This is a genomic window from Halomonas salipaludis, from assembly GCF_002286975.1.
Classification (GTDB): Bacteria; Pseudomonadota; Gammaproteobacteria; order Pseudomonadales; family Halomonadaceae; genus Franzmannia; species Franzmannia salipaludis.
Genome location: NZ_NSKB01000007.1, coordinates 155,021 through 180,964, shown reverse-complemented (window position 1 = coordinate 180,964; position 25,944 = coordinate 155,021). Strand labels below are relative to the sequence as shown.

The following is a 25,944-nucleotide window of genomic DNA, read 5'->3' as shown; positions in this document are numbered from 1 at the left end:
GGGACGTCGCCCGCATTGTCCCCAAGGGGATAACGCAGGCTCACACGCGCGGTTGCTGCTGGGTGATGCAGTGGATATTGCCGCCGCCGAGCAGGATCTCTCGGGCTGGCACGCCGATCACCCGCTTGTCGGGGAAGAGTCCCTGGAGGATCGCTTTGGCCTCCTCGTCATGGACAGGGTCGAGCAGCGGCATCACCACCGCGGCGTTGGCGATATAGAAATTGACGTAGGAGCCGGCCATGCGATCGCCGGGGCGCCGCGGGTGGGAGCTGTCGAGGCGATCCAGGCCGCTGGCCTCGTCCTCGGCGATATACAGTGGGCCGGGCTGGGGCAGCTTGTGCACGCTCAACGGTCGGCCCTTGGCGTCGCTGGCGGCCTCGAGCACCGCCAGCGCCTCGCGGCAGATGGCGGCCTGGGGGTCTGCGTCGTCGTCGCACCAGCTCAACGCCACCTGGCCGGGGGCCACGAAGCAGCACAGGTTATCCACGTGCCCATCGGTCTCGTCGCGGTGGCAGCCCCGCGGCAGCCAGATCACCTTGTCGATGCCGAGGTAGTCGCGGAGCAGCTGCTCCATTTCCCGGCGGTTCAGGCCGGGGTTGCGGTTGGGGTTGAGCAGGCACTCCTCGGTGGTGATCAGGGTGCCTTCACCGTCGACGTGCAGCGCCCCGCCCTCCAGTACCATCGGTGCGGTGAAGCGCGGAATGCCGAGCATCTCGGCAATCTTGGTACGGATGCGCTTGTCCTTGTCCCAGGGAAAATAGAGCCCGCCGTCGAGGCCGCCCCAGGCATTGAACTCCCAGTCGACCATCGCCAGACGGCCGTCGGGGTGGGTCAGGAAGGTGGGGCCCACGTCGCGCATCCAGGCGTCGTTGCTGGAGAGCTCCACCACGCGGATATGGGCGGGCAGCTGGTGGCGGGCGTTCTCGTACTGGTCGTCGTTGACGCCGACGAACACCGTCTCGCTCTCGGCGATGGCGCAGGCCACCGCAGCGAAGGCCTGCTGGGCCGGCTTGGCGCCGTAGCGCCAGGTGTCGGGGCGTTGCGGCCAGAGCATCCAGCAGGCGTCGTGGGGGGCGAACTCGGCGGGCATGGCGAAGCCCAGGGTTGCAGGGGTGGCGGTATCGGCGCTGGGGCTTTCGATCTGTGGTGGGTTCATGACGGTTCTCACAGGTGGCCTACGATCAGAAAGATGCCGGCGGCAATTGCTGCGGAGATCAACACATAGGGCAACTGGGTCAGGGCGTGGGCCATGGGCGTGCAGCCGCTGCCCTGAGCCGAGAGCACCGTGGAGTCGCCGTAGAAGCAGGCGTGGCTGCCGAAGGCGCTGGCCGAGATCAGCGCGCCGATCACCAGCGGCATATGGCTGTCCATGCTGGCGGCCAGGGGCAGTACGATGGGCATGGCCACGGCGAACAGCCCCCAGAAGGAGCCGGTGGCGAAGGCCAGGAAAGCCATGGTGACGAAGACCACCGCCGGCAGCATCCCCGGGCTCATCAGCGGCTGGACGGTGGCGATCACGTAGTCGGTGAGCCCCAGCACGTCGTTGACCTCCTTGAGGGTGAAGCCGGCCACCAGGGTGCCCAGCGGCATGATCATCGCCTTGAAGCCATCCAGGGCGGTGTCGAAGGTGTCGTGGAAGCTCAGCAGCTTCTGGACGGCGATCAGCACCAGGGTCACGGCCAGCGCCACGATGACGCCGCGCAGGATGTCGATCTCGAAGTACCAGGTGAAGAAGATCAGGGTGGCGATGGGCAGCAGGAAATTGAGCAGGTGCGGGCGCATGCGGCCATCGTCCTCCACCTCCAGGGCGTTGTCGTCGACGCCGTCCGGCATCAGCTGGCCGGCGGCGGCGCGGGCCTCGGCGGCCTTCATGGGGCCGAAGTTGGGAATCCAGCCCATGGCCACCAGGGGCACCACGGCGGCGGCCACCCAGGCGTAGAACATATACGGGATGGCTTCGATATAGAGGCCCATGCCGTTGCCGGACACGTCGTTCTCCTCCAGCAGGCCGGCGAAGAATACTGCCCAGGTGGAGAAGGGCACCAGGATGCAGATCGGCGCCGCGGTGGAGTCGACGATATAGGCGAGCTTCTCCCGCGAGACCTGGAAGCGGTCGGTGATCTTCTTCATCGAGGCGCTGATGGTCAGCGCATTGAGGTAGTCATCGACGAAGATCACCAGCCCCAGCACCCAGGTGGCCAGCAGGCTCTGGCGGCGGCTATGGATGCGCTTGGTGACGGCGTCGCCGAAGCTGAGCACGCCGCCGGTCTTGACCAGCAGGGCGATCAGGCTGCCGAACAGGCCGCAGACCAGGATGATCCAGGTCACGGTGTCGTTGCCCAGCACGCTGAGCAGGATATCCGAACCCTGGGTGACCACCGTGGTGGGGTCGATCATCAGCAGGCCCACCAGGGCCCCGGCCAGCAGCGACTCGATGGTGCGACGGGTGATAACGGCCATGCCCAGCACCACGGCGGTGGGGAGCAGGCTCCAGGCGCCAAAACTTTCCATACAACACTCTCTATTTATCGTTGTGGTCTTGTGAGGGTGGGGGCCTGTCGCCCGGCCCCCGAGCGGGTCAGATAAACCCGTCGGCCTTGAGGGACGCCGTGACGGCGGTGAAGGCCTCATCGAGGACGGCCACCACCCGGTCGACGGTGTCGCGGTCCCAGATCAGCGGCGGCGAGATGATGTTGAGGTGGCCCACCGGGCGGATGATCAGGCCGCGCTTCTGGGCCTCGGCGGCGACCCGGTCGCCGACCCGCGCCTCCACCGGCAGCAGCTCCTTGGTGGCCTTATCGGCGACGTTCTCGATGGCCAGCATAAAGTGGCTGCCGCGCACGTCGCCGACAGTCTCGTGATCTGCCAGGGTTTTGAGCTGCTGCGCCAGATAGGGACCCACCTCGCGGACGTTGTCGCAGATCCGCTCGCGCTCGATGATCTCGATGTTCTTGAGCGCCGCCGCACAGCTCACCGGATGGCCGGAGTAGGTGAAACCGGTGCTCAGCACGCCGCCCTTGCCCTGGGGGGTGCCCAGGACTTCGAAGAGCTCGTCGGAGATCAGGGTGGCGCCCAGCGGCGCATAGCCCGAGGAGAGCCCCTTGGCGCAGTTGATGATGTCCGGCTGGGTATCGAAGACCGCCTCGGAGGCGAAGAAGTGGCCCAGGCGGCCGAAGCCGGTGACCACCTCGTCGGCGATGAACAGGATGTCGTGGGTGCGGCACACCGCCTGGATGCGGGCGTGATAGCCCGCCGGCGCCATCAGCACCCCTCCGGCGCCCATGATCGGCTCGGCGATAAAGGCGGCGATATTGTCGGCGCCGATCTCGGCGATGCGCTCTTCCAGCTCGGCCACCAGGTGATCGCAGTAGTCCGCCTCGCTCATGCCCTCGGGGCGGCGGTAGAGGTTGGCCTCGCTGAGGTGGGTGACCAGGTGATCCAGGGTGTCGAAGTCCCAGTTGTTGCTTTCGATGCCGGTCAGGCTCGCCGCCAGGTAGGTGGTGCCGTGGTAGGCGTTGTTGCGCGACAGGATGCGCTTCTTGTTGGGCTTGCCCAGGCGATTGAAGTAGTAGTGGACCAGGCGAACGGTGGCGTCGTTGGCCGTCGAGCCGCCGCAGCTGAAGAACACGTGGTTGAGGTGGGCCGGAGCCAGCTCGGCGAGCTTGGCGGCCAGCTCCGTCGCCGGGGCGTTGGAAAGGTTGTTGAAGGTGGAGAAGTAGGCCATGCGGGTGGCCTGCTCGGCCATGGCCTGGCCGATCTCGGCGCGGCCGTGGCCGACGTTGACGCACCACAGGCCGGCGATGCCGTCGATAAAGCGATTGCCGTGGACGTCTTCCACGTAGATGCCGTCGCTGTCGGTGATCAGATCGCAGCCCTCGTCGTGGAAGCGGCTGTAGTCGGTGAAGGGGTGGATGAAGTGATCCTTGTCCTTCTGCCATAGCGCCTGGGCGTCGAGGTCCTGGCGGGTGCTGGCGTTCGACTGCCGCGGGGCGGAACGCTTGATGGTCGGTGTCGGGGGCATGGCCGTGGCCTCGTCTGTTGTTATCGGTAGCACCAGACTAGCCAGGGGCGACTTGGCGGGAACATATCCCGATTGGGGTATGGTGGCAGGCAGGGCCGCTTTCTAAGCTGGCAACACCCTATAACCACAACGCAACGAGGCACCCATGACGCACTCCATTGATGGGCAACGACTGTGGGATTCGCTGATGGCGATGGCCGAGATCGGCCCCAGCCCCAACGGCGGCAGCCACCGGCTGGCGCTTACCGACGAGGACGCCGCCGGCCGGCACTTGCTGATCGAATGGGGCCAGGCGCTGGGTCTTACGCTGCGCGTCGATCGCGTCGGCAACATGTTCCTGCGCCGCGCCGGCAAGCGTGACGATCTCGATCCGATCGGCGTTGGCAGCCACCTGGATACCCAGCCCAAGGGTGGACGCTTCGACGGCGTGCTGGGGGTACTGGCCGGCCTCGAGGCGCTGCGTACCCTCGACGATCACGGCGTGGTCACCCAGCGGCCGCTGGAACTGGTGGTGTGGACCAACGAGGAGGGCAGCCGCTTCGCCCCGGCCATGGTCGCCTCCGGCACCTATGCCGGCGTGTTCAGCGTCGGCTCGACCCTGGCGCGCCGCGACCGCGACGGCGTGAGCCTCGGCGAGGCGCTCGCCGCGACCGGCTTCAACGGCGAGATGGCGGTGGGCGAGCCGCGCCTGGCGGGCTTCCTCGAGCTGCATATCGAGCAGGGGCCGGTGTTGGAGGAGAACCACGAGGCGATCGGCGTGGTGACCGGCGTGCAGGGCATGCGCTGGTTCGACGTCACGCTGCGCGGCCAGTCCTCGCATGCCGGCCCCACGCCGATGCGCTACCGGCGCGACGCCTTGGCCGCCGCGGCGCGCTGCATCGACCGCCTCCAGGCCCACGCCCTGGCGGATCCCAGCGGCGACACCAAGGTCACCTGTGGCACCCTGGAAATCGACGCCGCCTCGCGTAACGTGGTGCCCGGAGAGGTGCGGCTCAGCGTCGACCTGCGTCATATCGACGAGGGTGAGCTGGATGCCCTGGAAGCGCGCTTCGAGGATGAACTGGCCGCCGCCGGCGAGGCCTTCGGCGTGGAGGCGAAAAGCGAGCGCATCTGGGCCTCGCCGGTGGTGAGCTTCGATGCCGGCTGCGTCGACGCCGTGGAGGGCGCCGCCAAGGCTCGTGGCATTGCCTACCGGCGCATGCTGAGCGGTGCCGGCCACGACGCCGTCTATGTGTCGCGGGTCGCGCCCACGGCGATGGTCTTCATCCCCTGTCGCGACGGTATCAGCCACAACGAGGCGGAGTACTCGAGCCCGGAGCAGTGCGCCCTGGGCGCTCAGGTGCTGTGCGATGCGCTGATCGAGCTGGCCGGCAGAGAGTAAGCGGCTTGTCGAAAGCAGTAGCACCAAGGATGTGGGGCTATTTTGCGGCAATCACCCAGAGGCTCAGGCGTGAGCCCCTGGGGGGGCGCTGCAGGATCATGGTTGGTCGATGATGATCTCCTTTTCAACGATGTCGCCGTCGATAACGATGGGCGTGTCATCGAGAAAGAGTGAGCAGCCTCGCATGGGAATGTCCAAGTGGCAGGCGGTGTCATTGCTCCCCCCGAGCTCGCTATTCGGCCCCGTCGAGAACATCACGTTTCCGTAGAAGCTCCTGGGCTCCATCCCCATGCCACCGGGGAACTCTCCGGGCACCATTCTGTGCCACTTGGCGTCCCGGTTCATTCCCCAGCCGACGTGGCTCATGCCATAGCCGCGCTCGTCATTGAAGTCTTGCATATAGGATTTGACGATATCGGCCTCGAAGCCTCCTCGAATATCGGTGATCCAGCCCTTCTCTATGGTATAGGTGATCGGTTCGCGAACGTAGATATTCTGGGGCAAGAGGATATCGCCCGGAGCGACGACGATCTGGCCATCAACACCATCGTCGTCGCCGCCGGTAAAGACAAACCCTGACGGCCAGTGATCCCAGCGGCCTGGTTCATCGGTACAGGCATATTCGGCGATGGTGGGATAGGTATTCAATTGGTAGGTAACATCGGTGCCATGGGGCGAGGTAATACGCATTACCTTGGCCTTGTCCAGCATATCGGCAGCGATTTCGACCTTCTCTCTCAACTCTTTCGAGGGCAACATGCGCGCCAATAACTCAGGAGGCTCTACGGCTGTCAGTATGCGCGTCCCCGCCGCCTGTATAGCCATTTGTTCCGGTGAAAAAAGCAGGAAAATACAGTCGATCAGCATGTCGCAATTCTTAAGCGCTTCTACCGCGTCTGGCATGCTGGCTAGACCTGTCGTACCCACATTCCAACCGCCCGTCGGTAGTGGGGACGGTAAGCGCATATGGTACATATTAGCACCTAAGCGCTGGCCCGCCGCCATAAACGCATCGGCATACTCAAGGCGTTCATTGCCCTGTGTAAGGATAATGAGCTTTTCGCCTTCATGCACGCCAGACATTTTTAGCTGGTGCAGACATATTTCGGTAAAACTTGCGTGATCCATGAGAACTCCCAATATCCATTGTATGGAACCGTTAGGGCTAATGCGTCCGACCTTGGCGCTTTAGCCCTTATCGGACATAAAGCGCCGAGCGGTAGATTGTCGATGAAAATTAAGCCGTGGCGTTGTGTGGGTCAGGGCTGGCGGATGGTGTGTGCTTCTTGCGGCCTAACTCCTCGGTGATAGCCTTTAGGAAGAGATCGGTAGAAGCCTTATGCGGTTTGGTCGCTAAACTCACACCTACGAATAGCGTCGTGGACACGATAATTCCCCACACGCCTGCCGGCAGACCCAGGAAGGAGTTGCCAATGGCATAGACGAAAAGCACGAAGGCGCCGGTGCCGAGCACGCTTACCAGGGCGCCAGCGGCAGTGCCACGCTTCCAGTAGAAGGCACCGATGATCGCTGGCACCATGGCCACCAGGCCCGATGAAGCTGCCACCGAGAGCACGGCGATCAGGTCGAGCTCGAGTTCGGCAAAGCCAAGCGCCATGATGGCGATGACGGGGATCACGATCTTGCCGGCCAGCAGCTGACGCTTTTCGCTGGCATCGGGCTTGAGATTGGCATAGACGTCACGTGCCAGCATCGAGGAGAGAGTCAGCATGATCGAGTCGATGGTCGAGACGGCGGCGGCCATGATGCCGATCATCACGATAACGCCCAGGAGCGGTGGCACGAAGTCGGATGCCAGCAGCGTCGGGGTGGCGAGATCCGCGCGCTCCAGGCTAGGAAAGGCCGCCAGGGCAGAAAAGCCCCACAGCACCGACACCAGGGTGTAGATAAAGCCGAAGACCAGGAAGCCGATCAGCATCTGGCGCATGGAGCGCAGCGAGGCGGGCATGAATAGCCGCTGGCTGACCTGGGGGTTGGAGAGGCTAAAGAAGAACCACGGGATGGTCAGGCCGAGGAAGGTGATGAAGCTGAATAGACCAGTGCCTGGAACCGTTAGCGATTGGGGATGCTCACTGGCCAGGGTGTCGAACAGCGCCGTAAACCCACCTAGTCCCTGGATGACCAGGAAAGCGACCAGCGTCGAGGCGATGATCATCATGATGGCTTGCAGGGAGTCGGTCCACATGACTGAGCGAATGCCTGCTACATAGGAGAAGATAATCGCTATCACCGTTGCCAGCATTACCCCGGTGGTAAAAGGAATTGCGCCGTTGGTGGTGCCTTGAAGTAGATAGCCAACGCCGGCAAGCTGTACTGCTGCGTAGGGAATCAGGAAGATACAGCTGGCAATCGACACGGCCATGGCGACGTGCTTGCTGTTATAGCGATGGCCTAGCATCTCGCTAGGGGTCACGAAGTTGAACTTCTTGCCTACGGCCCAGAATTTCGGCCCGAAGATCGCCACCAGCGAGACGCCCGCGAAATAGATGATTTCAAAGCCGAGGGCGCCCACGCCGCCGGCGTAGGTCAATCCGGCCAGCCCTACCATCATAAAGGCGCTATAGGTCGTGGCGCTGTAGCTCAACGCTGAGACGAACCCATTCATTTGTCGGTTACCCAAGAAATAACCCGACATGCTCTCCGACTTGCCTTGGCGAGATAAGATGGCAATCCCAATGGCAATAAAGAAATAGATGGCGATAGACCACCAGATCATTGACTCAGTCATTGCCGTGCTCCTCGAAATCTTTGGTGATATAGAGGTTTAGGGCAATGATCACCAACCCGGCAATCGTCCAGAACAGAAAACTGCCCAGCCATGTTTGTACGTTGGTCAGTAGGGTGTAAGGGACTAGGTAGCACAGTAGTACCACTGTCCAAACTAGCCATATCCATTTGCTTCTTTGCATGATCAACCTCGTATTGTTATTACGTCGGGGTTAAGGGTTATCGTTATAGGAACGAATCTCCGATGTGCGGGATTCGATGTCTTTCCAGGGTGCTTGGTCGGGCGCGAAGCGTGCCCGCAGGTAAGCCGTCAGAGTGGCAACCTGAGAGTCGCTAAGGCTGTCGGAGAAACCAGGCATCGCGCCGCTGCCTGGAACATGGTCGGCATGTACGCCGCCTAGAATCGATTGAATGACGTTGTCGGGATGTGCGCTGAACAGGTTGGTGTTCAGGGCCAGAGAAGTTTTGGCGCTGGAAAAGGTGGGAGCGCCGCTCTCCATATGACAAGCAGCGCAAGCGCCCTCGAATAGGCGCTCACCTTCCTCCATTCCCATAGGGCCGCTCTGGGTCGAGGCAATGCGCTCCGCGGCATCCGCTTGAACACTCTCGCTATCTCCTGCCGGTACGCCCATCTGGGCCGCCACGTAGTGCGCCAGGGCGCGTACGTCGTACTCCGGCAGCTCGCCCAGGCCGGCTACTACTGGTGCCATGGGGCCGGAGGCCACGCCATGCAGCGACGAGGCTCCATGGCGCAGATAGTCGTAGAGAGAGGCCTCGCTCCAGGCAATCGGTGAGTGAGTTTGCTGGTTGAGGGGAGGGGCCTCCCAGCCGTCCACCATGGCGCCGGCCAGGCGCTGTTCTCCTCGACGCTCTGCGCCCATGGCGTTGCGTGGGGTATGGCAGGCGCTGCAGTGGCCCAGGCCCTCGGCGAGATAAGCGCCACGGTTGTATAAATCACTCTGCTCGGGGGCGGGCTCGAAGGGCGTGGCATCGTGGTATAACGCATTCCAGCCTGCCATTAATGGTCGGATATTGAAGGGGAAGCTCAGCGAGTTGGCGGGTGTCTCGGCGCGCACTGCGGGCTGTGCCATCAGATAGGCATAAAGCGCCTGCATGTCGGCATCGCTGATCTTGGCAAAGGCCGTGTAGGGGAACGCAGGATAGAGGTGGCGGCCGTCACGGCTGATGCCTTGACGCATGGCGCGGTCGAAGGCCGCATAGGACCACTGGCCAATCCCGGTTTCCTCATCGGGCGTTAGATTGGTGCTGTAGAGGGTGCCGAACGGCGTATCGAAGGCATGCCCTCCGGCATTTTCTTGTCCTCCCTCGGCGGTGTGGCAGGCCGCGCAGTCGCCAGCCGCGGCTACCAGCCGCCCACGCTCGATGGTCTCTGCCGAGTAGAGGTTGGCGGCAGGGCGCGGGATCGGGGCGATCGCGCCCTTCCAGGGCCAGGCCATCATCGCTGTGCCGGCTACCGCGGTCAGTGCCGCTGCCTTGAACCAGCGTTTACCGCGCCGAAGGGCTGGTGGTTCGGAGACGTTTTTCTGCAATGGGGAGGTCGGGTCCTGCAGGGCCTCGCGTACCCGGCCGGCAGTGAACGGCGGCTGGCGAAAACGCACTCCGGTGGCATCGAACAGGGCATTGGCGATGACTGCCACAGCGGGGGCAAGGTCTGCCTCAGGTAGTGCCGTAGCGCCCGGCGTCGCCGGCATGTCGTTCGTTGCTCTCCGGGTTAGGGTGTCGGTCGGCTCCACGAGAGCGCTACTGGTTGCGCTATCCCGGTCCGGGGGAGGCTCGCTGCCATCGCCCCATTCGTCGAAGGTGGGGGCGCGCCCAAGCAGCGGACGCGCGCTACTCAGCACACGCGCTTGCAAGGTTTGCTGCAAGCGCGAGGTGTCGATGTCAGGCCCGGCATCCTGGCCCACCACCAGGCGGGTCAGGGTGACATCGCCGGTCACGCGGTTGACCTCCACATCGGCGATCCAGGCCGAGCGGACGCCTTCGGCAATACGTTGATGGCGGTCGGGACGTTGCGCATAGGCGAAGCCGCGGCCGCGCAGCAGGTCGGGTGACTCGGCATCGGCAGGGGATGACGTTTTACCCCACTCGGCGCGCCGGGAGACGGACTCGATCAGCTCGATACCACGCGGATCGTCGAGATGACGCTGGCGCAGTGCCAGTGGATCCTGGCCACTGTCGTGGGCTACCTCGTCCAGGAAGGATTCTCTGGCAAACGCTTGTTGAATCTCGGCGAACCCGTCGTTGTGGCTGTGAGTGCCCGCATCGCGTCGTGTCGCCAACCGGTGGCGACGAAAGGCATAGGGGGAGTAAGTCGCAGCTGGGCTGGCCATGGCTGGCTGGACGGGAGGGCAACCGCATAGCCATAGGCCCACGGCAGCAATGTCTCCCGAAATATGCGCCTGGTGGTAGCGGAAGTCGCTGATCTCGCCGTCCATTGCCAGGTCGGCACGCAAGGAGATGCGCTGGGCCTCGCCCAGGGCCTGCACATCGCGTGCGTAGGTTGCATCCAGCCATACCGCCACGGGGTAACCGAGCCGGCGAGACATGATGGCAGCATCCACTGCGGCATCGTCCCCGCAGTGGCGTCCCAAGCAGGCATCTCGCAGTGCTGAGGGCCCATACAGGTCGATATGCTCGCGCGCCAGGCCGGTAAGTGTCGCCAAGTCGTGGGCCAAGGCCTCTGGCGACATGCTATCGACCCACACCATGAGGCTTTGCTCGGAGCAGTCGGCCACCACCCAGCCGGGGGTATCGCCCCAGCGTAGACGGCTTGGCCAGCCATAGTCGTGGCGGTGGGCCGGGCTGGGGGTGCCATGCTCTGCGAGCGGATCGCTGCTGTTCGTTTTGGTCGCTATGTGAGCTCGGACGTCATTGCCATGGCCCGTATCGGAGATGGCCTGCCACTCGATGGCCAGTTGTCGTGCGGCGTTCTGGGCCGCATCCAGGCTGTCGGCGACCACGCCCACGAAGTTGCCCTCGACGACAACCTCGATCCGCCCCGGTTGGTCGGCCACGCTGGCCCTGTCCACGTCTACCAGTCGATCGCTGACGAAGTGCTCGCCGTTCCAGGCATAGCGGGGAGGCCGTATTGCTACGCCGAAGCGCTTGGGCGATGCCAGCGCAGCGGGCAGCGTTGCACGGTCGGCCCTCGGCGAGGAGAGCGGCCGGTCAGTCACGGGGCGCCTCCAGTGACTCTGCGGCATTGATGTCTACGGCGCGCTCTGCTGCCTCCAGGATCTCCAGGTGGGTGCCACAGCGGCAGAGGTGATACTCCAGCGCCGCTCTGAGCTGTGTCGATGTGGGCCGCGGGGTTCGATTGAGCAAGGCCCGCAGGCTAATGATCATGCCGTTGAGGCAATAGCCGCACTGGGCGGCCTGCGCTTCGATAAAGGCCTGCTGCACTGGGTCGAGCCGGCCCTCGTGGGCCAGGCCCTCGAGGGTAACAATTTCGTGGCCGACTACCGCTGAGATCGGTAGCACGCAAGCTCGGGCAGCCATGCCGTTGACCAGCACGCTGCAGGCTCCGCACTCACCCAGCCCACAACCGTACTTGGGGCCATTGAGCGCTAGATCGTTGCGCAACACATTCAGCAGCGGCGTGTCGGGTGCCACTGATAGCGCTTGCGCCTGTCCGTTGACGTTCAGTGTCAGGGTTTGGGTCATGGGTGTCGTCGTTATTGTTGGCTGCTGCGGTCGCACCGCTCTGGTGCAAGAAATGGTGCGGTTCTCGCTGGTAGTGCACTTTTCTTGCTGCTAATGGCGTGTACGCTATTAGATCCTAGTGTCTACAACATATAGCACTGGCGTGGCGATTCTTGCAAGTGCTGTTTTTTTGCTCTATCCGTGATTGAGTGTGATAATAAATAATTGTTTTATAAGTTTTTTATGTATTTTTCTATTATGGCCTGTCTGGTCGTTTGACAGGGGGTATGTTGGAAAAATAATTCTTGACCCTTTTTTTATTGGTGTATACGTTGTTTTTACTCCTACGGTTTTCCTCGCCTGATCGGCCCTGTATGGCTGAGCCCTAGGCGAGTCGGCGAGGCGTAGACCTGCAACGGCTGGTCTGCCTGGCGCACTGGGGGAGATGCCAACAAGAGCAATGAGGAAACGACACGATGTCCAATGCACTCACCATCGCCGTGATTGGCGCCGGACTGGGCGGCGCGGCCGCTGGCGCACTGCTACAGCAGGCAGGCTATTCCACCAAGGTGTATGAGCAGGCGCCGAGCTTCACCCGCCTGGGGGCCGGCATTCACCTCGGGCCCAATGTCATGAAGGTGATGCGCCAAATCGGGCTTGAGGAGCGTCTCGACGCCATGGGGTCGCATCCCAGTCACTGGTTCAGTCGCGATGGCAAGAGCGGTGAATACTTGTCACGTATCCCCCTCGGTGACTTCGCTCGCCAAGAGTACGGCGCGTCGTATATCACCGTACATCGTGGTGACCTGCATGAGCTGATGGTGGGTACCTTGGATCAGGAGCGCCTCTACTTCGGCAAGCAGTTGGTAGAGGTAGATGACACCGGCGACAAGGTGGTGATGCACTTCAGCGATGGCAGCAGCGACGAGGCTGATATAGTCATTGGTGCCGATGGGGTCAACTCATGCATTCGCGAAAAACTGCTCGGCAGCGAAGCACCTATTTACAGCGGCTGGGTCGCCCATCGGGCGATCATCTCGGCAGAGAAACTCAAGGCCTACGATCTCGACTTCGAGGCATGCGTGAAGTGGTGGTCGGAAGATCGCCATATGATGGTCTACTTCGTCACCGGTGATGAGCAGGAGTACTACTACGTCACCGGCGTGCCCGAGCCGGAGTGGCGTCATGGCACCTCCTTCGTGGACAGCTCTCGCGAAGAGATGCGCAAGGCCTTCGAGGGTTATCACCCCACGGTCCAGGCACTGATCGATTGCACCGAGACGGTGACCAAGTGGCCGCTGCTCGAACGCAATCCGCTGCCGCTGTGGCACGACAATCGCCTGGTGCTGCTGGGCGATGCCTGCCATCCGATGAAGCCGCACATGGCCCAGGGCGCCGCCATGGCCATCGAGGATGCTGCCATGCTGGTGCGCTGCCTCGACGAGGTGGGAGCGGACAACTACCAGGAGGCCTTCGAGCTATACCGTACCAACCGTTTCGAGCGCGCTTCACGGGTACAGAAGGTATCGCATGACAACACCTGGCTGCGCCATGACGAAGATCCCGCCTGGGTGTTCGGCTATGACGTCTACCAGGAGCCACTCAAGCAGCCGCAAGACATGAGCCAGGAGAGTCCAGCATGAGCAGTAATTTCTTGTATGGCGCCCACGTTCATGCCAACGGCATACGCCAGCACTACCTGCGCTATGGCGGTGAGGCATCGGCTACCCGCCAGCCGCTGGTATTGATCCCCGGCATTACCAGCCCGGCGGTGACCTGGGGCTTCGTGGCCGAGCGCCTCGGCCGATACTTCGACACCTATGTGCTCGACGTACGCGGGCGTGGTCTCTCTTCCAGCGGCCCCGAGCTCGACTACGACACCAATACCTGTGCCGATGACGTGAGTGCCTTCATCACAGCGCTGGGGTTGGAGAGTGTCGTCCTCGCCGGCCACTCCATGGGCGCCCGTTTTGCGTTGCGCGCCCTGTCCCGGGGGGCACCGAATATCGACAAGCTGGTGTTGATCGATCCGCCGGTGTCCGGTCCTGGGCGTCGTGAATATCCCAGCAAGCTGCCGTGGTATGTGGATTCGATCCGCGCCTGTGTCCACGGCGCCGACGCCGAGACGATGCGTCAATTCTGCCCCACCTGGAGCGAAGAGCAGCGTCGACTGCGCGCCGAGTGGCTGCACACCTGCTATGAACCGGCCATCATCCAGGCCTTCGAGGAGTTCCACAGTGTCGATATCCATCAGGACCTGCCCGGCGTTGGAGTGCCGACGCTGCTGATGTGTGCCGGCAAGGGGGGGGTGATCGAGGATCAGGATCGCGACGAAATCCGCGATCTGCTGCCGTCGATTCGCATCACGACTGCAGAGCAGGCAGGCCATATGATCCCCTGGGATGACGTCGAGGGCTTCTTCGCCGCCTTCGAGGATTTCCTGGGCGTTGAACTCTAAGGGAGCCCTAGCGCCATGACCAAGACATACCGCATCGGCCAGATCGTACCCAGTTCGAATATCACCATGGAGACGGAAATCCCGGCCATGCTGGGGGCACGACAGTTGATTCGTCCCGAACGCTTTACCTTCCACTCCAGCCGCATGCGTATGAAGACGGTGAGCAAGGACGAACTGGCCGCCATGGACGCCGAGTCCGACCGCTGTGCCCTGGAGCTCTCCGACGCGGCAGTGGATGTGATGGGTTACGCCTGCCTGGTGGCGATCATGTCCATGGGGCCGGGTTACCACCGCGAATCCCAGCAGCGACTGCGTGGCCGCACCGAGGAAAACGGTTGCGACACCCCGGTTGTCACCAGTGCCGGTGCCCTGGTGGATGCCCTCGAGGTACTCAAGGCCAAGCGTGTGGTGGTGGTAGCGCCCTACATGAAGCCGCTCACCGAGATGGTGGTGGACTATGTCCGCCAGGAAGGGATCGACGTGGTCGACTATCGAGCCCTTGAGATCCCCAACAACCTCGATGTGGCGCGCCACGATCCCGCCAACCTGCCGGAGATCGTTGCCGGCCTCGACTATGGCGATGTGGACGCCATCGTACTCTCTGCTTGCGTGCAGATGCCCTCGCTGGCTGCCGTCCCTAAGGTCGAAGCGCTCACCGGCAAGCCGGTGGTCACTGCGGCCATCGCCACGACCTATGCCATGCTCAAGGCCCTGGATCTCGAGCCCGTGGTGCCTGGTGCTGGCGCCCTGCTCTCCGGCGCTTACTGAGGACGCCCTGATGTCCAACCCTCACAACGATGACGCGCAGGATAACTACAAGGGCGTATGGGACAGCCGGATCGGCTTCGGTGAGCAGAGCGCCCTGATAGTGGTCGACTTCATGCAGGGCTACACCATACCCGGGGCTCCACTCTATGCCCCCGGCGTGGTCGCGGCTATGCCCCACGCCGCCGAGGCACTGGCACAGGCGCGTCGCGCCGGGCTACCGGTCATACACACCAACATTCGCTACCAGCCCGAACGCTTCCTCGACGGCGGCGTGTGGCTGAAGAAGGCGCCGGTGATGAAGGCGATGGTGGAAGGCAACCCGCATGCCGAATTCTGTCCAGAGGTGGCGCCGCTACCGGAGGAGCTGGTGATCACCAAGCAGTATCCCAGCGCGTTCTTCGGCACCTCGCTGGCACCGACGCTGCGCGCCTTGGGGGTGGATACCGTGGTGCTGATGGGGTGCTCGACGAGTGGCTGCATCCGTGCCACGGCGGTGGATGGTCTGCAGCACGGCTTCCGCGTGATGGTGATGCGTGAATGCGTGGGCGACCGCCACCCTGCGCCCCACGAGGCCAACCTGTTCGATATCGACAGCAAGTATGGTGATGTGATCGGCAAGGACGAGTTCTTTGCCACCTTGGTGACGACATGACCCTGCCGACGGATGGCAGGCAAGTAGAGAGTGGCTGGATGCCATGACATATCAAGTGAGACAACAAGCGATAGCAGCCCTGCTGGGCTAAGGAGATTCGCCAAGACAGCATGGATGGTGGCCTTGTCACGGCATCGCATGTTGCGCTGCCGGAGGCTTGGTCGAGGCATGTCGTGCTGCCACTTGACGATCGTCACGCCAGTGATCGGGAAGAGCAATAACAAGCCTAATCTTAGACTTCTGACAATTGGTGAAAACAATGAAAACCCGTCATACCCTGATGGCTGCGGCCGCTTTGGCTACCTTCCAGCTCGCTGCGGTATTCACCCCAGTGGTAGCGGAGGAGTTTCCCACCCGTCCCGTTTCCCTGGTCGTGCCCTGGCCGGCGGGGGGCGCCTATGATCTCGCTGCCCGCCTGATGGCGGAGTATGCTCCAGAGGCGATGTCTCAGCCGCTGGTCGTCACCAATGTGACCGGTGCCGCGGGGTCTACCGGTGTGAGACACGTGGCCGATGCCGCGCCAGACGGATACACCGTGGGCATGATGGGGACCCACGCCATTGCCCAGAGTTACATGAATCCCAACGCCACCCCGCTGGATGAGCTGGAGCCGCTGGTGTTCATCGGTCCCGAGCCGGCATCACTGGCGGTGGGTGACGATACCGGTATCGAGTCGATAGAGGAGTATCTGGAGCTGCTGCGGGACATGCCCGGTGGCATCGTCAACGGCAATGACTCTCCAGGTGGTTTCTCCTACATCGCGGCCAGCATGTTGGAGAATCGCTTCGATGTCGACCTCACCAAGATTCCTTACCAAGGCTACGCTCCCACCGTATCGGCACTGCTGTCCGGTGAGGTGATGTCTGTCACCTTGCCGATTCCCCTGCTCGCTGACCAGCACGCCGCGGGAGCGGTCAGGTTGCTCGGTGTTGCCGCCGAGGAGCGCCACCCTTTTGCTCCCGACGTGCCGACATTCAAGGAGCAAGGGTTTGACTTCATCGCGGAAGATTTCTTCATGCTCTACCTGCCGCAAGGCGTGCCCGAGGCACGGCGCGACCGATTGGAGCAGCTCTTTTACGAACTGCTCAACGATGACGGATTCCTGCAGGAGGCCAGCGAGCTAGGCCTGGTGATCACGCCGATGGCGCGTGCCGCTACCGAGTCCTATCTCAACCAGCGCTCGCGTGAAGTGCATGCGATCCTCGAAGAGTCGGGCCTGCTCAGCGATTGAGTACCGCTCCGCACTCACACGCGAGGAATGATCCATGGCGACTCGGCATCTCGGTCATGAAGCCTGGCGCGATATCGCCTGCGGCTTACTGTTCAGTGTACTGGCAGGCGTGGTGGGCTACTCCGTGCTCCGCGACACTGCCCTGACGGCTACTCTGGGGCGCGGTCCCGATCCTGGCCCGGCGTTCTTGCCGTTGATCGTCATCGGGCTGGTGGGCCTGGGAGGGGCGGTCATCCTGCTGAAAGGGGTGGTGAACTGGGCACGCAGTGGCTGGCTGGGCCCTCCCGGCATGGCGATGCCGGGCGATCACCTGCATGCCCTGCTGCTGATCTCATCGATCGCCCTATTACCGGTGCTGACAGACTGGCTGGGATTCCTTGCCGCCAGCGTGCTATTCGCTGCGCCTTGGCTCGCATGGCTTGGCTATCGCCGTGGTGGGGGCTTGCGCCGTGCGTTGGGTCATGCGGCGTGCTTCGCCCTGCTGATCGGGGCGCTGCTGCACCTTGTGTTCGTGATGCTGCTCAACGTGCCGTTGTAAGCGAGGAGAGCCGATGCTCATCGATACCTTGACCGCATTCGTGGCCACCCTGGCCTCGCCCCTGGGGATCGCCCTTGCGCTGGGTGGGGTCCTGCTGGGCATCGTGCTCGGCGCTCTGCCCGGTGTCAGCTCGACCATGGCCCTGGCGATCCTGCTTCCTTTGAGCTTTGGCATGCAGGCCGAGTTGGCGATCCTCTTCCTGCTTAGTGTCTTCGTGGCCAGCGTGTATGGCGGCTCGATATCGGCCATCCTCATCAATATTCCTGGTACCCCTGGCGCCATTGTCACCCAACTGGATGGCTACCCCATGGCGCAAGCAGGGCAGGCAAAGCTGGCGCTGAGTCATGCTCTTCTGGCCTCCAGTCTGGGGGGACTGGTGGGGTTGGCGCTGCTGATGGTGGTGGCGCCATGGATGGCCGCCATGGCCATGCAGTTTCGTAGCCCCGAGTTTACCGCGGTGGCAGTGTTCGGCTTGGTGTTATTGGCCTATGCCTCGCCTGGCTCGACGGTGCGTGGCCTGTTGGTAGGGGCGCTTGGGGTGATCTGCGGCATGGTTGGGTTCGATCTGATGACGGACATGCCGCGCTTCACGTTCGGCAGTCGCGTGCTACAAGGCGGGGTAGAGTTGGTGCCGTTGTGCATCGGCCTGTTTGGCCTGGCGGAGGTGATGAAGCATATTGGCCCGGCGTCGCGCCCTGCCACCAGACCGGTAGCGGCCTCACTCGATGCCGCATCGGGTGCCTTGCGCAGTTTCGTCTCGTACTGGAAGTCTGCGCTTAGAGGCTCCACGATTGGGGCGTTGATCGGCGCGATACCCGCTGCCGGTTCGGCGATTGCGGTGGCCATCGCCTATGCCCAGGAAAGACGCTTGTCGCGTCACCCCGAGCGTTTCGGCAAGGGTGCCGGCGAGGGGGTAGTGGCGCCGGAAGCCGCGAATAGTTCGAGCATCGGCGGCACGCTGATTCCGATGATGACGCTGGGCGTGCCCGGTGACGCCATTACCGCTGTGCTGATGGGCTCGCTGCTGATGCATGGCATGCGCCCAGGACCGATGCTGTTCGCCGAGAATCCGGAGTTCGTGGCCAGCATTTATGCAGGATTTGCCATTGCGTTGCTGTTGACCTTACTGCTTGGGTTCTTGCTGATGCGCTGGATGACATGGATCTTGCGCATTCCCACGCATCTGCTGCTGGTCGGCATTGCACTGCTGTGTGTGATCGGCGCCTTTTCCATCCGCAATAGCCTGGCGGACGTCTATATCATGCTGTTCTTCGGGGTGCTCGGTTATCTGTTGTATCTGATGTCGCTGCCCGCCGCGCCACTCGCCTTCGGGCTGATTCTCGGCCCGCTGTTGGAAGAGAATCTTCGCCGTAGTCTGATCCTGGGAAGAGGCACATGGGATGTGTTCCTGAATAGCCCCATTGCCATGCTGCTGCTGGCCATGTCATTGATGGCGATAGCCTTGCCGCTGTTGCTGCCGCTCTTGACGCGAATACGCCAGCGGGAGTGCTGATCCCACCTAGTCAGCGCTTAGCTGGTCGGCGTTCATTTTTTCCAGTAGGTGCAGCAGGGCGATGCGCTCGGCGGGGTTGAGGTTACTCATGGTCTGATCGCTGATCTGCTTGGCGATGGGCACCATGTTCTCCACCAGTGTTTCCCCCGCCTCGGTGATGACCACCATCACCTTGCGTTGGTCGCCGGGATCGGTGGTCAGGGTGATCCACTCCCGCGCCTTGAGGCGCTTGATCACCCCACGAATGGTGGCGGGGTCGATTGCGGTGGCATTGACGATCTCGGTGAGAGAACTCGCGCCGCGTTCCATGACTGTGCATAGGGTGACGAACTGAATGGCAGTCAGCTGCTTGTCATAGCTGTGGCGCTGAAAAATCGCCGTATGTCGCTGGTAGGCTTTGCGCAAAAGGTGCCCCACCTGTTGCGAGAAGTCATACCCCTGCTCGGCAGGAGAGAGATGCTCGCTGGCGCTGGTGGCGTGAGCTGACGTCTCTTGGGTCATCGGATCTCCTCGATCTGCTGGCGACGATCTTGGGTTGACGGGTGGCTAGCGGGAAGGATGACCCCGGAGGCCGAGTACCACGGACTCGAGTGTCAACGCCATCGTTGTATGGCTTGCAGTCGATGAGCAAGCCATGCTTATTTATGGTGCATACACTATAACCAAACGCAGATTGGGGCAAGCTGGACGGGATCACTAGCGCCTGCGCTACGCCGGCATTCGCTCATGATCTTGGCAATAGCCAACAATGGAGAGGTTCATATGGCGCCTACATCACTGCCGGATCGAGACGCGCTGCTGCATGGCGCCGATATGCTGGTGGTCTACCGGGACCCCGTGATCCCTCCTAAACCGGCGCCGGGTCAACCGGGTACACATTCCGATTTTGTGCCCAAGGAGCCCGAGCTCTTTATCGCAGTACTCGCCGATGGCGGGGTGATGGCCTTCAATGGGCACGTGGATCTGGGGACTGGCATTCGCACCGCCCTGGCCCAGATCGTGGCCGAGGAGCTGGATGTGGCCTTGGAACGGGTCACCATGGTGCTGGGGCATCCCTTCGAGGTGCCCAACCAGGGGCCCACCATTGCCAGCGCCACCATCCAGATCACCGCCGAACCGCTGAGGCGGGCGGCGGCCCAGGCACGGGAACATCTGCTCGACCTGGCCAGTGATCACTTCGGCGTGGCGCGCAGCAGCTTGTATTGTGCCGAAGGTGCCATTCAACCGGTCGCGGGTGATCGACCCGCCGTGGGTTACGGCGAACTGCTGGCGGGCTCGCGCCACGCCTTGCCGCTTGCCGATCAGGTACCGTTCAAGCCAGTGGGCGACTACCGCTTGGTGGGTCGGGCGGCGCCGCGGGTGGACATTCCCGACAAGGTCGCCGGCCAGCTGACGTTCGTGCATGACCTGCGCCTGCCCGGCATGCTGCACGGCCGGGTGATCCGTCCGCCCTATACCGGCCATGATCGTGGCGGCTTCGTCGGTACCAGCCTGGTAGGTGTGGATGAGGCCTCGGTGGCCGACATGCCCGGGTTGATCCAGGTGGTGGTGATCGGCGACTTCGTCGGCGTGGTCGCTGAGCGTGAGGAGCAGGCCGTGGCAGCGGCCAAACGGCTCCAGGTCTCCTGGCGCGAGCCGGAGGGGCTCCCCCGGCTCGACGATCTAGAGCAGGCCCTGCGTGAGCTGCCGGCGCAACGCCGTCCCCTGTTGGAGGAGGGGGACGTGGAGAACGGACTGGCCGATGCCGCACAGCGGATCCGTCGCACCTATGTCTGGCCTTTCCAACTGCATGGCTCCATCGGCCCCTCCTGCTCGGTGGCCGACTATCGTGACGAGCGACTGCGGGTGTGGTCCGGCACCCAGAATCCCCACAGTCTGCGTGCCGACCTGTCGCGCCTGATGGGACTCGATGAGGGCGTGATCACCATCACCCGGATGGAGGCATCCGGCTGTTACGGGCGCAACTGTGCCGATGATGTGGGGGCCGATGCGGCACTACTGTCCCGGGCGGTGGGTCGGCCGGTACGGGTACAGCTGTCCCGTGAGCAGGAGCATGGCTGGGAGCCCAAGGGGGCAGCCCAACTGATGGAGGTAGAGGGCGGGGTGCATGCCGATGGCACGCTCGCCGCCTATCGCTTCGTCTCCCGCTACCCCTCCAACAATGCCCCCACCCTGGCCCTGCTGCTGACGGGCGTCGCCAAACCCAGCGATATCCCCTTCGAGATGGGCGATCGTACCTCGGTCCCGCCTTACCGCTACTCCCATCGTCAGATCGCCTGCGACGATGTGCCTACTCTGGTGCGTGCCTCTTGGTTGCGTGGCGTTTCGGCGATGCCCAATACCTTTGCCCATGAGAGTCATATCGACGAACTGGCCCAATTGGCCGGCGAGGATCCGGTGGCCTTTCGCTTGCGTCATCTGAGCGATCCCCGGGCGGTGGCGCTCACCGAGGCCGTGGCAGTGCGCGCGGGTTGGCTGCCGCGGGTCGCTCATTCGCAGCCTCGCGTGGTCGATGGCTGGCAGCACGGACGTGGAGTGGCCTATGCCCAGTACGTGCACAGCAAGTTTCCCGGCTTCGGCGCCGCCCTGGCGGCTTGGGTGGTGGAGCTCAAGGTGCATCCCGACAGTGGACGCATCGTCATCGAACGCTTGATCGTGGGGCAGGACGCCGGCCTGATGATCAATCCTGCCGGCGTGCGCCACCAGGTGCATGGCAATGTGATCCAGACGTTGAGCCGGACGCTCAAGGAGCGCGTCGCCTTCGAGGATGGCCTGCCGGTGAGTCGCGAGTGGGGCGGCTATCCGATCCTGCGTTTCTCCGAGCTACCCGAGATCGATGTCATGCTGGTCGAGCACTCCGAGGCGCCACCGCTGGGGGTGGGGGAGTCCACCTCCTTGCCCGGCGCGCCGGCCATCGCCAATGCCCTCTACGATGCCACCGGGGTGCGCTTCACTCGCCCGCCGTTCACTCCGGAGGTGGTGCGTCGCACCCTGGCCGCTGCTCGGTCGGTGTCGGTGGAGGCGATCGGCTGATGCCGCATCTAGATCTGCAGGTGCTTAGAGCTTCTCAGTACGTACTGTGATGCTCAGTGAGGAAGTCGTTCAGTTCATGCTGTGTGGGCGCCATCGCAGGTCCATGTCGGGAGACGGCGATAGCTGCCGCGGCATTGGCGCGATGGCAAGCCTCGTCAGCAGGCAGATGATGGGCGAGCCCGGCGATTAGTACTCCGCTATGAGCATCGCCAGCGCCGTTGGTGTCCACGGCAACTACTGGAAATCCCGTAATGTTATGGCAAACCCCGTGGCGCAAAAGACGGCAGCCATTGGCTCCATCCCGGGCGATTAGTAGGGCATCAGGTGCCAACTGCCGAGCGATAGTGCGCAGAGCGGCTTCGAGATCTTGGTGGGCACCGAAGGATCGGGTCTCCTCCGCATTGCTGCTCCAAACGCTGATGCGTGGCAGCAGCCTATCCAAGTATTCGACTGGAATGGACGCGAGTCGTGGGCCTGGATCGAACACCACGGATAGGGCGGTAGGGAGCTGCTGCAGCCAGTTCAGCAGCGCTTCGGCCTTGGCGGCATAGAGCAGGCTGTAGCCGCTGACATGCAACCAGTCACCGTGCTGTAGGCGGAGTGCCCAAAGCTGCTTTGCATCGACCTCCTCTTCGGCCCCCTGCCGGGTGACGAAAGTTCGCTCGCCGTCAGCATCGATTAGGGCAATGCAGAAGCCACTGTCACGGCGCTCGTCTACTGGCGCCAGGCAGTCGATCTGCTCATCCGCAAGCGCCTGCCGAACCCGGTTACCCATTGTCCCTCGGCCATGGCTGCCAGCATAGAGGACTTGCATTCCCTGGCGCCGAGCGGCAGCCATGATGTTGAAGCCTGCACCTACGGCCAGGTCGGCACTAGCAGCGGCAACTTCACCGCCGCGTGGTGGTAGCTGGTCGATCCGCATGACGATATCGACGATGGCTTGACCGGTATAGATCAGGCGTGGTGTGGCTGACATGGGCTCACTCCCCAGCACGTAGTACGAGCAACTGGTCGACGAGTGGCTCCAGTGCTAGCCCATTCACATCGCACACTTGTTTGACCCACCTCGCGGGTAGTGCGTTTAGGCCGTGACAGGCACCGAGCATAGCGCCCAGCATGGCGGCGATGGTGTCAGTGTCACCGCCTAGGCTGGCGGCTAGGCACAGCACGCGCTGTGGCCGCTCATTGGCCTGCTCAGCCCATTCCGCCAGAGCAAAGGCCGCTACTACTGATTCCTGTGCAGCTACCGAGGTACCTACCAGGTCATGGATCTGTTCGATAACCTCTCGGTCATCGCAATTCCGTACTAATTTTCTTGCCCATGTGATACGTGGCGCGATGAGTGCGCCAGCGATCCAGAATCCGTATGCCTCGGCGCGCTCGGCCAAGCGTACACCGGCATCCAATGCTTCACGTGGTGATGCACCATTGAGGCCAGCGGAAATCGCCGCCGCTACTGCAGCTGCGCTGGCAATGCCAAGGTTGGTGTTGTGGGTGACGCAACTTGCCTCGCAGACGGCCTCCAACAAGCGCTCTTCATCGTCAATGTCGAAGGCGATGCCCACTGGCGTGATGCGCATCGCTGCCCCGTTAGTGGCGCCGAAGCGGCCTGCTTCATGCGGTGATGTGCCAGCGACGATTAGCTCAATGGCACGCTTGGTCGAGGGCCCGAGTAGGTCGAGGGAGCCTCGTTCGCGCATTCTGTCCTCCCAGGCAATGAGCCGGTTGGCGAGCGCAATTGGTGCGATTCGCCCCCGGCCTTCGATCAGGAGATCAGCTACCAGTATGGCCTGCTCGGTATCGTCGGTGATGGACCCTGCCGGCATGTTTGGTGCAATGGGCTGGTCGGAGTGAGCATCCACCAGGGCAGCAATCGTTCCAAAACCGCCGATGATCTCGGCACGGCTCAACGATTGGGTTGGCATGCCCAGCGCATCGCCCAGTGCCAGGCCGTGAAAGGCCCCCAAAGCCCGCTCCCGCAGGCCGTTGTCCGTGCCGGAGAAGGTCAAGCGTGAACTGACATTGGGGCGGGGCATGGTCAGGTTCCAAAACGTAGGTATAAGCGGAAGTGATCAGGATCTAGAAGACTGACAACATGCTCGACGAGAGCTTCTCGCTGGTCGAAGGTGGTGCGTACGGAGCGTAGGAAGGGGCTACCGGTCTTGCGACCGAGCAGGCGTGCATCCTCTGCATCGAGCATCACCACATCGACGCTCTGTTCTCCATGCTCGGCATGCAGGCCTGCCGCCTTCAGTGTTGCTGTCAGGGAGTTGTCCAGCAGACCTCGTTGCGGTAGGTCATGCAATACTGGCGTCGCGGGGATGCGAGAGCGCTCCAGTGAGACGATGAGTCCGTGGCTTGTGACTCGGCGGCGTTCTACTGCAATGTAGGCAGCCATCCCATAGGTTGCCGCTAGCGCCTCATCCTCAATGCTTTCCAGGCGCAGCAACTGCGTTTCTAGGGTAGCCCCTGAGTCTGCCAATGCCTGAGCCCAGCCGCGCTGTTGGTCGAGTGGTATGCCATCGTAGGTGACTATCGAGCCGACACCCGTCTGGGTGGCGATATAGTGCTGCTCCTTGAGCTCCGACAGTGCCTGGCGCAGTGTGCCGCGACTAACCTTGAATTCGTTAGCCAACTGGTGCTCGCCTGGCAAGCGCTTGCCATAACCTAACTGGCCGCTTTCGATTCGGCGCATCAGTTCGGTTAAGACTTGCTGTTTCTTGTCAAATCGTACATGTTTGGACATGTGTAATTTGTACATCCTGACGTCTCGGAAGGCAAGCCAAACCTGATGCATAGCTCATCAACCGGCGTGATGGGCTGCCAGCCGTCCGGTGACAGGTTCGATAACAAGCCCAACAATCGAGGTGAACCGTTCATGATTACCCCTTCATATCGACTTCTCACCGTCACTGGTGCATTGATGCTAGGTGCTACCTTCGCCCACGCTGATACGCTCCGCGTGCTCAACTGGCAAGGTTATGGCACCGACGAGCGCTGGGCCATCGAGCAGTTCGAGCAGGCGACTGGCCATCGCGTCGTACATGAGTATTTCAACTCCGAGCAGGAGATGCTCACCAAGCTGCGTACCAATCCTGGGGCCTATGACGTGATTGTCATCAATGCGGCCTACACCCAGCAAGCCGCAGAAGAAGGCCTAATCCAGCCCATCGACTTGGCTGACATTCCGAACGCCGAGAGTCTGGATGCTGAACTCGCTGGGCATCCCCACTTGAGCCTAGATGGAGAGGTTTACGGTGCCGCTTGGGTATGGGGCGTGACATCCTTCGCTATCAATACTCAGGCCATCAGTGAGCCCCCGAACTCCCTGCAAGTGCTATGGGACCCACAATATGCAGGGCGTATCGGTTGGCGCGACGATGCTGTGGAATCGGTACAGTTCGCAGCGTTGCTGACCGGGCAGGACATCAATGCCCCAGACGACTTCGACGAAATCCGCGAGCGCCTGTATGCCCTCAAACCGCAGATCCGCACCTTCTGGGGATCGGAGAACGAGTGGAATCAGTACATGGCCTCCGGTGAGTTCGATATGGCCACCTACTGGAGTGGCTCAGCGGCACGTTCAGGTGGCCATTTCGGGTTGCCCATCGAGTTTGTGACTCCCCGAGAGGGGGCCATCGCTTGGCTCGATGGCCTGTCGATGCAGACCGATGCACCTCACCCCGAAGCCGCCCGGGAGTTCATCGATTGGATGATTGCCCCCGACTTCTACACCTACTGGGATGGAGAAGTTGGAGCCCCCATCTCGGCCAACGTCGAGGCTGTGGCAGCGTTACCCGATGGTGCCTTCAACAAGGCTCTGATGGAAGATTTGGAGCAGGTCGAAAGGTTGCCCTTCATGGGACCCATCGAGGAAACGATGCGCCGCCAGATGCTGGAAGTGTGGCAGGAAACCAAGACCTACTTCCAGGAGTGAG

The 25,944-nt window shown here is 62.4% G+C and carries 22 protein-coding genes; 10 read left to right on the top strand and 12 right to left on the bottom strand.

Features of this window, described 5'->3' with window-relative positions; genetic code table 11:
* Positions 1-40: 40 nt before the first annotated feature.
* The 3 genes from aguA to CK498_RS18765 all read right to left on the bottom strand — a co-directional run bounded on the left by aguA (position 41) and on the right by CK498_RS18765 (position 4,021).
* On the bottom strand, positions 41-1,156 hold the full coding sequence (gene aguA, locus CK498_RS18775; RefSeq protein WP_095622384.1) for an agmatine deiminase: 1,116 nt from the start codon (positions 1,154-1,156) through the stop codon (positions 41-43).
* An 8-nt stretch (positions 1,157-1,164) separates the two neighbouring features.
* Positions 1,165-2,511 (bottom strand): Na+/H+ antiporter NhaC family protein, encoded by a 1,347-nt coding sequence (locus CK498_RS18770; protein ID WP_095622383.1) that lies wholly within the window; start codon positions 2,509-2,511, stop codon positions 1,165-1,167.
* 67 nt (positions 2,512-2,578) lie between these two features.
* A complete protein-coding gene (locus tag CK498_RS18765; protein ID WP_229359142.1) occupies positions 2,579-4,021 on the bottom strand; it encodes an aminotransferase in 1,443 nt (480 codons plus the stop codon).
* Between the two features lie 145 nt (positions 4,022-4,166).
* On the opposite strand from CK498_RS18765, the gene CK498_RS18760 reads away from it, so the two are divergent.
* Positions 4,167-5,402: a Zn-dependent hydrolase gene (locus CK498_RS18760; RefSeq protein ID WP_095622382.1), complete on the top strand. Its 1,236-nt coding sequence runs from the start codon at positions 4,167-4,169 to the stop codon at positions 5,400-5,402.
* 96 nt (positions 5,403-5,498) lie between these two features.
* Here the strand turns inward: CK498_RS18760 and CK498_RS18755 are convergent, their stop codons facing one another.
* From CK498_RS18755 to CK498_RS18735, 5 genes are all read right to left on the bottom strand, one after another.
* The gene (locus CK498_RS18755; RefSeq protein ID WP_095622381.1) at positions 5,499-6,530 is read right to left on the bottom strand and encodes a M29 family metallopeptidase; all 1,032 of its coding nucleotides are present in this window, start codon (positions 6,528-6,530) and stop codon (positions 5,499-5,501) included.
* 109 nt (positions 6,531-6,639) lie between these two features.
* Positions 6,640-8,151 (bottom strand): sodium:solute symporter family protein, encoded by a 1,512-nt coding sequence (locus tag CK498_RS18750; protein WP_095622380.1) that lies wholly within the window; start codon positions 8,149-8,151, stop codon positions 6,640-6,642.
* Positions 8,144-8,332 (bottom strand): hypothetical protein, encoded by a 189-nt coding sequence (locus CK498_RS26395; RefSeq protein WP_095622379.1) that lies wholly within the window; start codon positions 8,330-8,332, stop codon positions 8,144-8,146. Before CK498_RS26395 ends, CK498_RS18750 begins: the two co-directional genes overlap by 8 nt.
* Positions 8,333-8,362: 30 nt before the next feature.
* A complete protein-coding gene (locus tag CK498_RS18740) occupies positions 8,363-11,347 on the bottom strand; it encodes a c-type cytochrome (protein WP_095622378.1) in 2,985 nt (994 codons plus the stop codon).
* A complete protein-coding gene (locus CK498_RS18735) occupies positions 11,340-11,834 on the bottom strand; it encodes a (2Fe-2S)-binding protein (protein WP_095622377.1) in 495 nt (164 codons plus the stop codon). Before CK498_RS18735 ends, CK498_RS18740 begins: the two co-directional genes overlap by 8 nt.
* 455 nt (positions 11,835-12,289) lie before the next feature.
* On the opposite strand from CK498_RS18735, the gene CK498_RS18730 reads away from it, so the two are divergent.
* The 7 genes from CK498_RS18730 (at position 12,290) to CK498_RS18700 (ending at position 18,973) form a co-directional block, all read left to right on the top strand.
* The gene (locus CK498_RS18730) at positions 12,290-13,456 is read left to right on the top strand and encodes an FAD-dependent monooxygenase (protein ID WP_095622376.1); all 1,167 of its coding nucleotides are present in this window, start codon (positions 12,290-12,292) and stop codon (positions 13,454-13,456) included.
* Positions 13,453-14,271, top strand: coding sequence for an alpha/beta fold hydrolase (locus tag CK498_RS18725; protein ID WP_095622375.1), 819 nt, complete (start codon positions 13,453-13,455; stop codon positions 14,269-14,271). Before CK498_RS18730 ends, CK498_RS18725 begins: the two co-directional genes overlap by 4 nt.
* Positions 14,272-14,286: 15 nt before the next feature.
* Positions 14,287-15,039, top strand: coding sequence for a maleate cis-trans isomerase family protein (locus CK498_RS18720; protein WP_095622374.1), 753 nt, complete (start codon positions 14,287-14,289; stop codon positions 15,037-15,039).
* A 10-nt stretch (positions 15,040-15,049) separates the two neighbouring features.
* Positions 15,050-15,691: an N-carbamoylsarcosine amidohydrolase gene (locus CK498_RS18715; protein ID WP_095622373.1), complete on the top strand. Its 642-nt coding sequence runs from the start codon at positions 15,050-15,052 to the stop codon at positions 15,689-15,691.
* Positions 15,692-15,950: 259 nt separating this feature from the next.
* A complete protein-coding gene (locus CK498_RS18710) occupies positions 15,951-16,922 on the top strand; it encodes a Bug family tripartite tricarboxylate transporter substrate binding protein (protein ID WP_229359141.1) in 972 nt (323 codons plus the stop codon).
* Positions 16,923-16,956: 34 nt separating this feature from the next.
* Positions 16,957-17,460, top strand: coding sequence for a tripartite tricarboxylate transporter TctB family protein (locus CK498_RS18705; protein ID WP_095622372.1), 504 nt, complete (start codon positions 16,957-16,959; stop codon positions 17,458-17,460).
* A 13-nt stretch (positions 17,461-17,473) separates the two neighbouring features.
* On the top strand, positions 17,474-18,973 hold the full coding sequence (locus CK498_RS18700) for a tripartite tricarboxylate transporter permease (protein WP_095622371.1): 1,500 nt from the start codon (positions 17,474-17,476) through the stop codon (positions 18,971-18,973).
* Between the two features lie 6 nt (positions 18,974-18,979).
* On the opposite strand, the gene CK498_RS18695 is transcribed toward CK498_RS18700, so the two are convergent.
* Complete coding sequence (locus CK498_RS18695) at positions 18,980-19,474, bottom strand: MarR family winged helix-turn-helix transcriptional regulator (RefSeq protein WP_095622370.1); 495 nt, start codon at positions 19,472-19,474, stop codon at positions 18,980-18,982.
* Positions 19,475-19,735: 261 nt separating this feature from the next.
* Between CK498_RS18695 and CK498_RS18690 the strand changes: the two genes are divergently transcribed.
* Positions 19,736-22,006, top strand: coding sequence for a xanthine dehydrogenase family protein molybdopterin-binding subunit (locus CK498_RS18690; protein ID WP_095622369.1), 2,271 nt, complete (start codon positions 19,736-19,738; stop codon positions 22,004-22,006).
* A gap of 34 nt (positions 22,007-22,040) precedes the next feature.
* On the opposite strand, the gene CK498_RS18685 is transcribed toward CK498_RS18690, so the two are convergent.
* The 3 genes from CK498_RS18685 to CK498_RS18675 are packed head-to-tail and all read right to left on the bottom strand — an operon-like array spanning position 22,041 to position 24,752.
* Positions 22,041-22,982: a PfkB family carbohydrate kinase gene (locus tag CK498_RS18685; RefSeq protein ID WP_095622368.1), complete on the bottom strand. Its 942-nt coding sequence runs from the start codon at positions 22,980-22,982 to the stop codon at positions 22,041-22,043.
* Positions 22,983-22,986: 4 nt separating this feature from the next.
* Positions 22,987-24,042, bottom strand: a complete 1,056-nt coding sequence (locus CK498_RS18680; RefSeq protein ID WP_095622367.1) for an ADP-ribosylglycohydrolase family protein — start codon at positions 24,040-24,042, stop codon at positions 22,987-22,989.
* A 2-nt stretch (positions 24,043-24,044) separates the two neighbouring features.
* Positions 24,045-24,752, bottom strand: coding sequence for a GntR family transcriptional regulator (locus CK498_RS18675; protein ID WP_095622535.1), 708 nt, complete (start codon positions 24,750-24,752; stop codon positions 24,045-24,047).
* A 132-nt stretch (positions 24,753-24,884) separates the two neighbouring features.
* Here CK498_RS18675 and CK498_RS18670 point away from each other — a divergent pair, with 132 nt between their 5' ends.
* Entirely contained in the window at positions 24,885-25,943 is a 1,059-nt protein-coding gene (locus tag CK498_RS18670; RefSeq protein ID WP_095622366.1) for an ABC transporter substrate-binding protein, read from the top strand.
* Position 25,944: the final 1 nt, after the last annotated feature.

What these genes read in the sequence shown, in the direction of transcription:
- aguA (WP_095622384.1), bottom strand. Translation starts at nt 1,156, where the DNA reads ATGAACCCACCACAGATCGAAAGCCCCAGCGCCGATACCGCCACCCCT.
- CK498_RS18770 (WP_095622383.1), bottom strand. Translation starts at nt 2,511, where the DNA reads ATGGAAAGTTTTGGCGCCTGGAGCCTGCTCCCCACCGCCGTGGTGCTG.
- CK498_RS18765 (WP_229359142.1), bottom strand. Translation starts at nt 4,021, where the DNA reads ATGCCCCCGACACCGACCATCAAGCGTTCCGCCCCGCGGCAGTCGAAC.
- CK498_RS18760 (WP_095622382.1), top strand. Translation starts at nt 4,167, where the DNA reads ATGACGCACTCCATTGATGGGCAACGACTGTGGGATTCGCTGATGGCG.
- CK498_RS18755 (WP_095622381.1), bottom strand. Translation starts at nt 6,530, where the DNA reads ATGGATCACGCAAGTTTTACCGAAATATGTCTGCACCAGCTAAAAATG.
- CK498_RS18750 (WP_095622380.1), bottom strand. Translation starts at nt 8,151, where the DNA reads ATGACTGAGTCAATGATCTGGTGGTCTATCGCCATCTATTTCTTTATT.
- CK498_RS26395 (WP_095622379.1), bottom strand. Translation starts at nt 8,332, where the DNA reads ATGCAAAGAAGCAAATGGATATGGCTAGTTTGGACAGTGGTACTACTG.
- CK498_RS18735 (WP_095622377.1), bottom strand. Translation starts at nt 11,834, where the DNA reads ATGACCCAAACCCTGACACTGAACGTCAACGGACAGGCGCAAGCGCTA.
- CK498_RS18730 (WP_095622376.1), top strand. Translation starts at nt 12,290, where the DNA reads ATGTCCAATGCACTCACCATCGCCGTGATTGGCGCCGGACTGGGCGGC.
- CK498_RS18725 (WP_095622375.1), top strand. Translation starts at nt 13,453, where the DNA reads ATGAGCAGTAATTTCTTGTATGGCGCCCACGTTCATGCCAACGGCATA.
- CK498_RS18720 (WP_095622374.1), top strand. Translation starts at nt 14,287, where the DNA reads ATGACCAAGACATACCGCATCGGCCAGATCGTACCCAGTTCGAATATC.
- CK498_RS18715 (WP_095622373.1), top strand. Translation starts at nt 15,050, where the DNA reads ATGTCCAACCCTCACAACGATGACGCGCAGGATAACTACAAGGGCGTA.
- CK498_RS18710 (WP_229359141.1), top strand. Translation starts at nt 15,951, where the DNA reads ATGAAAACCCGTCATACCCTGATGGCTGCGGCCGCTTTGGCTACCTTC.
- CK498_RS18705 (WP_095622372.1), top strand. Translation starts at nt 16,957, where the DNA reads ATGGCGACTCGGCATCTCGGTCATGAAGCCTGGCGCGATATCGCCTGC.
- CK498_RS18700 (WP_095622371.1), top strand. Translation starts at nt 17,474, where the DNA reads ATGCTCATCGATACCTTGACCGCATTCGTGGCCACCCTGGCCTCGCCC.
- CK498_RS18695 (WP_095622370.1), bottom strand. Translation starts at nt 19,474, where the DNA reads ATGACCCAAGAGACGTCAGCTCACGCCACCAGCGCCAGCGAGCATCTC.
- CK498_RS18690 (WP_095622369.1), top strand. Translation starts at nt 19,736, where the DNA reads ATGGCGCCTACATCACTGCCGGATCGAGACGCGCTGCTGCATGGCGCC.
- CK498_RS18685 (WP_095622368.1), bottom strand. Translation starts at nt 22,982, where the DNA reads ATGTCAGCCACACCACGCCTGATCTATACCGGTCAAGCCATCGTCGAT.
- CK498_RS18680 (WP_095622367.1), bottom strand. Translation starts at nt 24,042, where the DNA reads ATGCCCCGCCCCAATGTCAGTTCACGCTTGACCTTCTCCGGCACGGAC.
- CK498_RS18675 (WP_095622535.1), bottom strand. Translation starts at nt 24,752, where the DNA reads ATGTCCAAACATGTACGATTTGACAAGAAACAGCAAGTCTTAACCGAA.
- CK498_RS18670 (WP_095622366.1), top strand. Translation starts at nt 24,885, where the DNA reads ATGATTACCCCTTCATATCGACTTCTCACCGTCACTGGTGCATTGATG.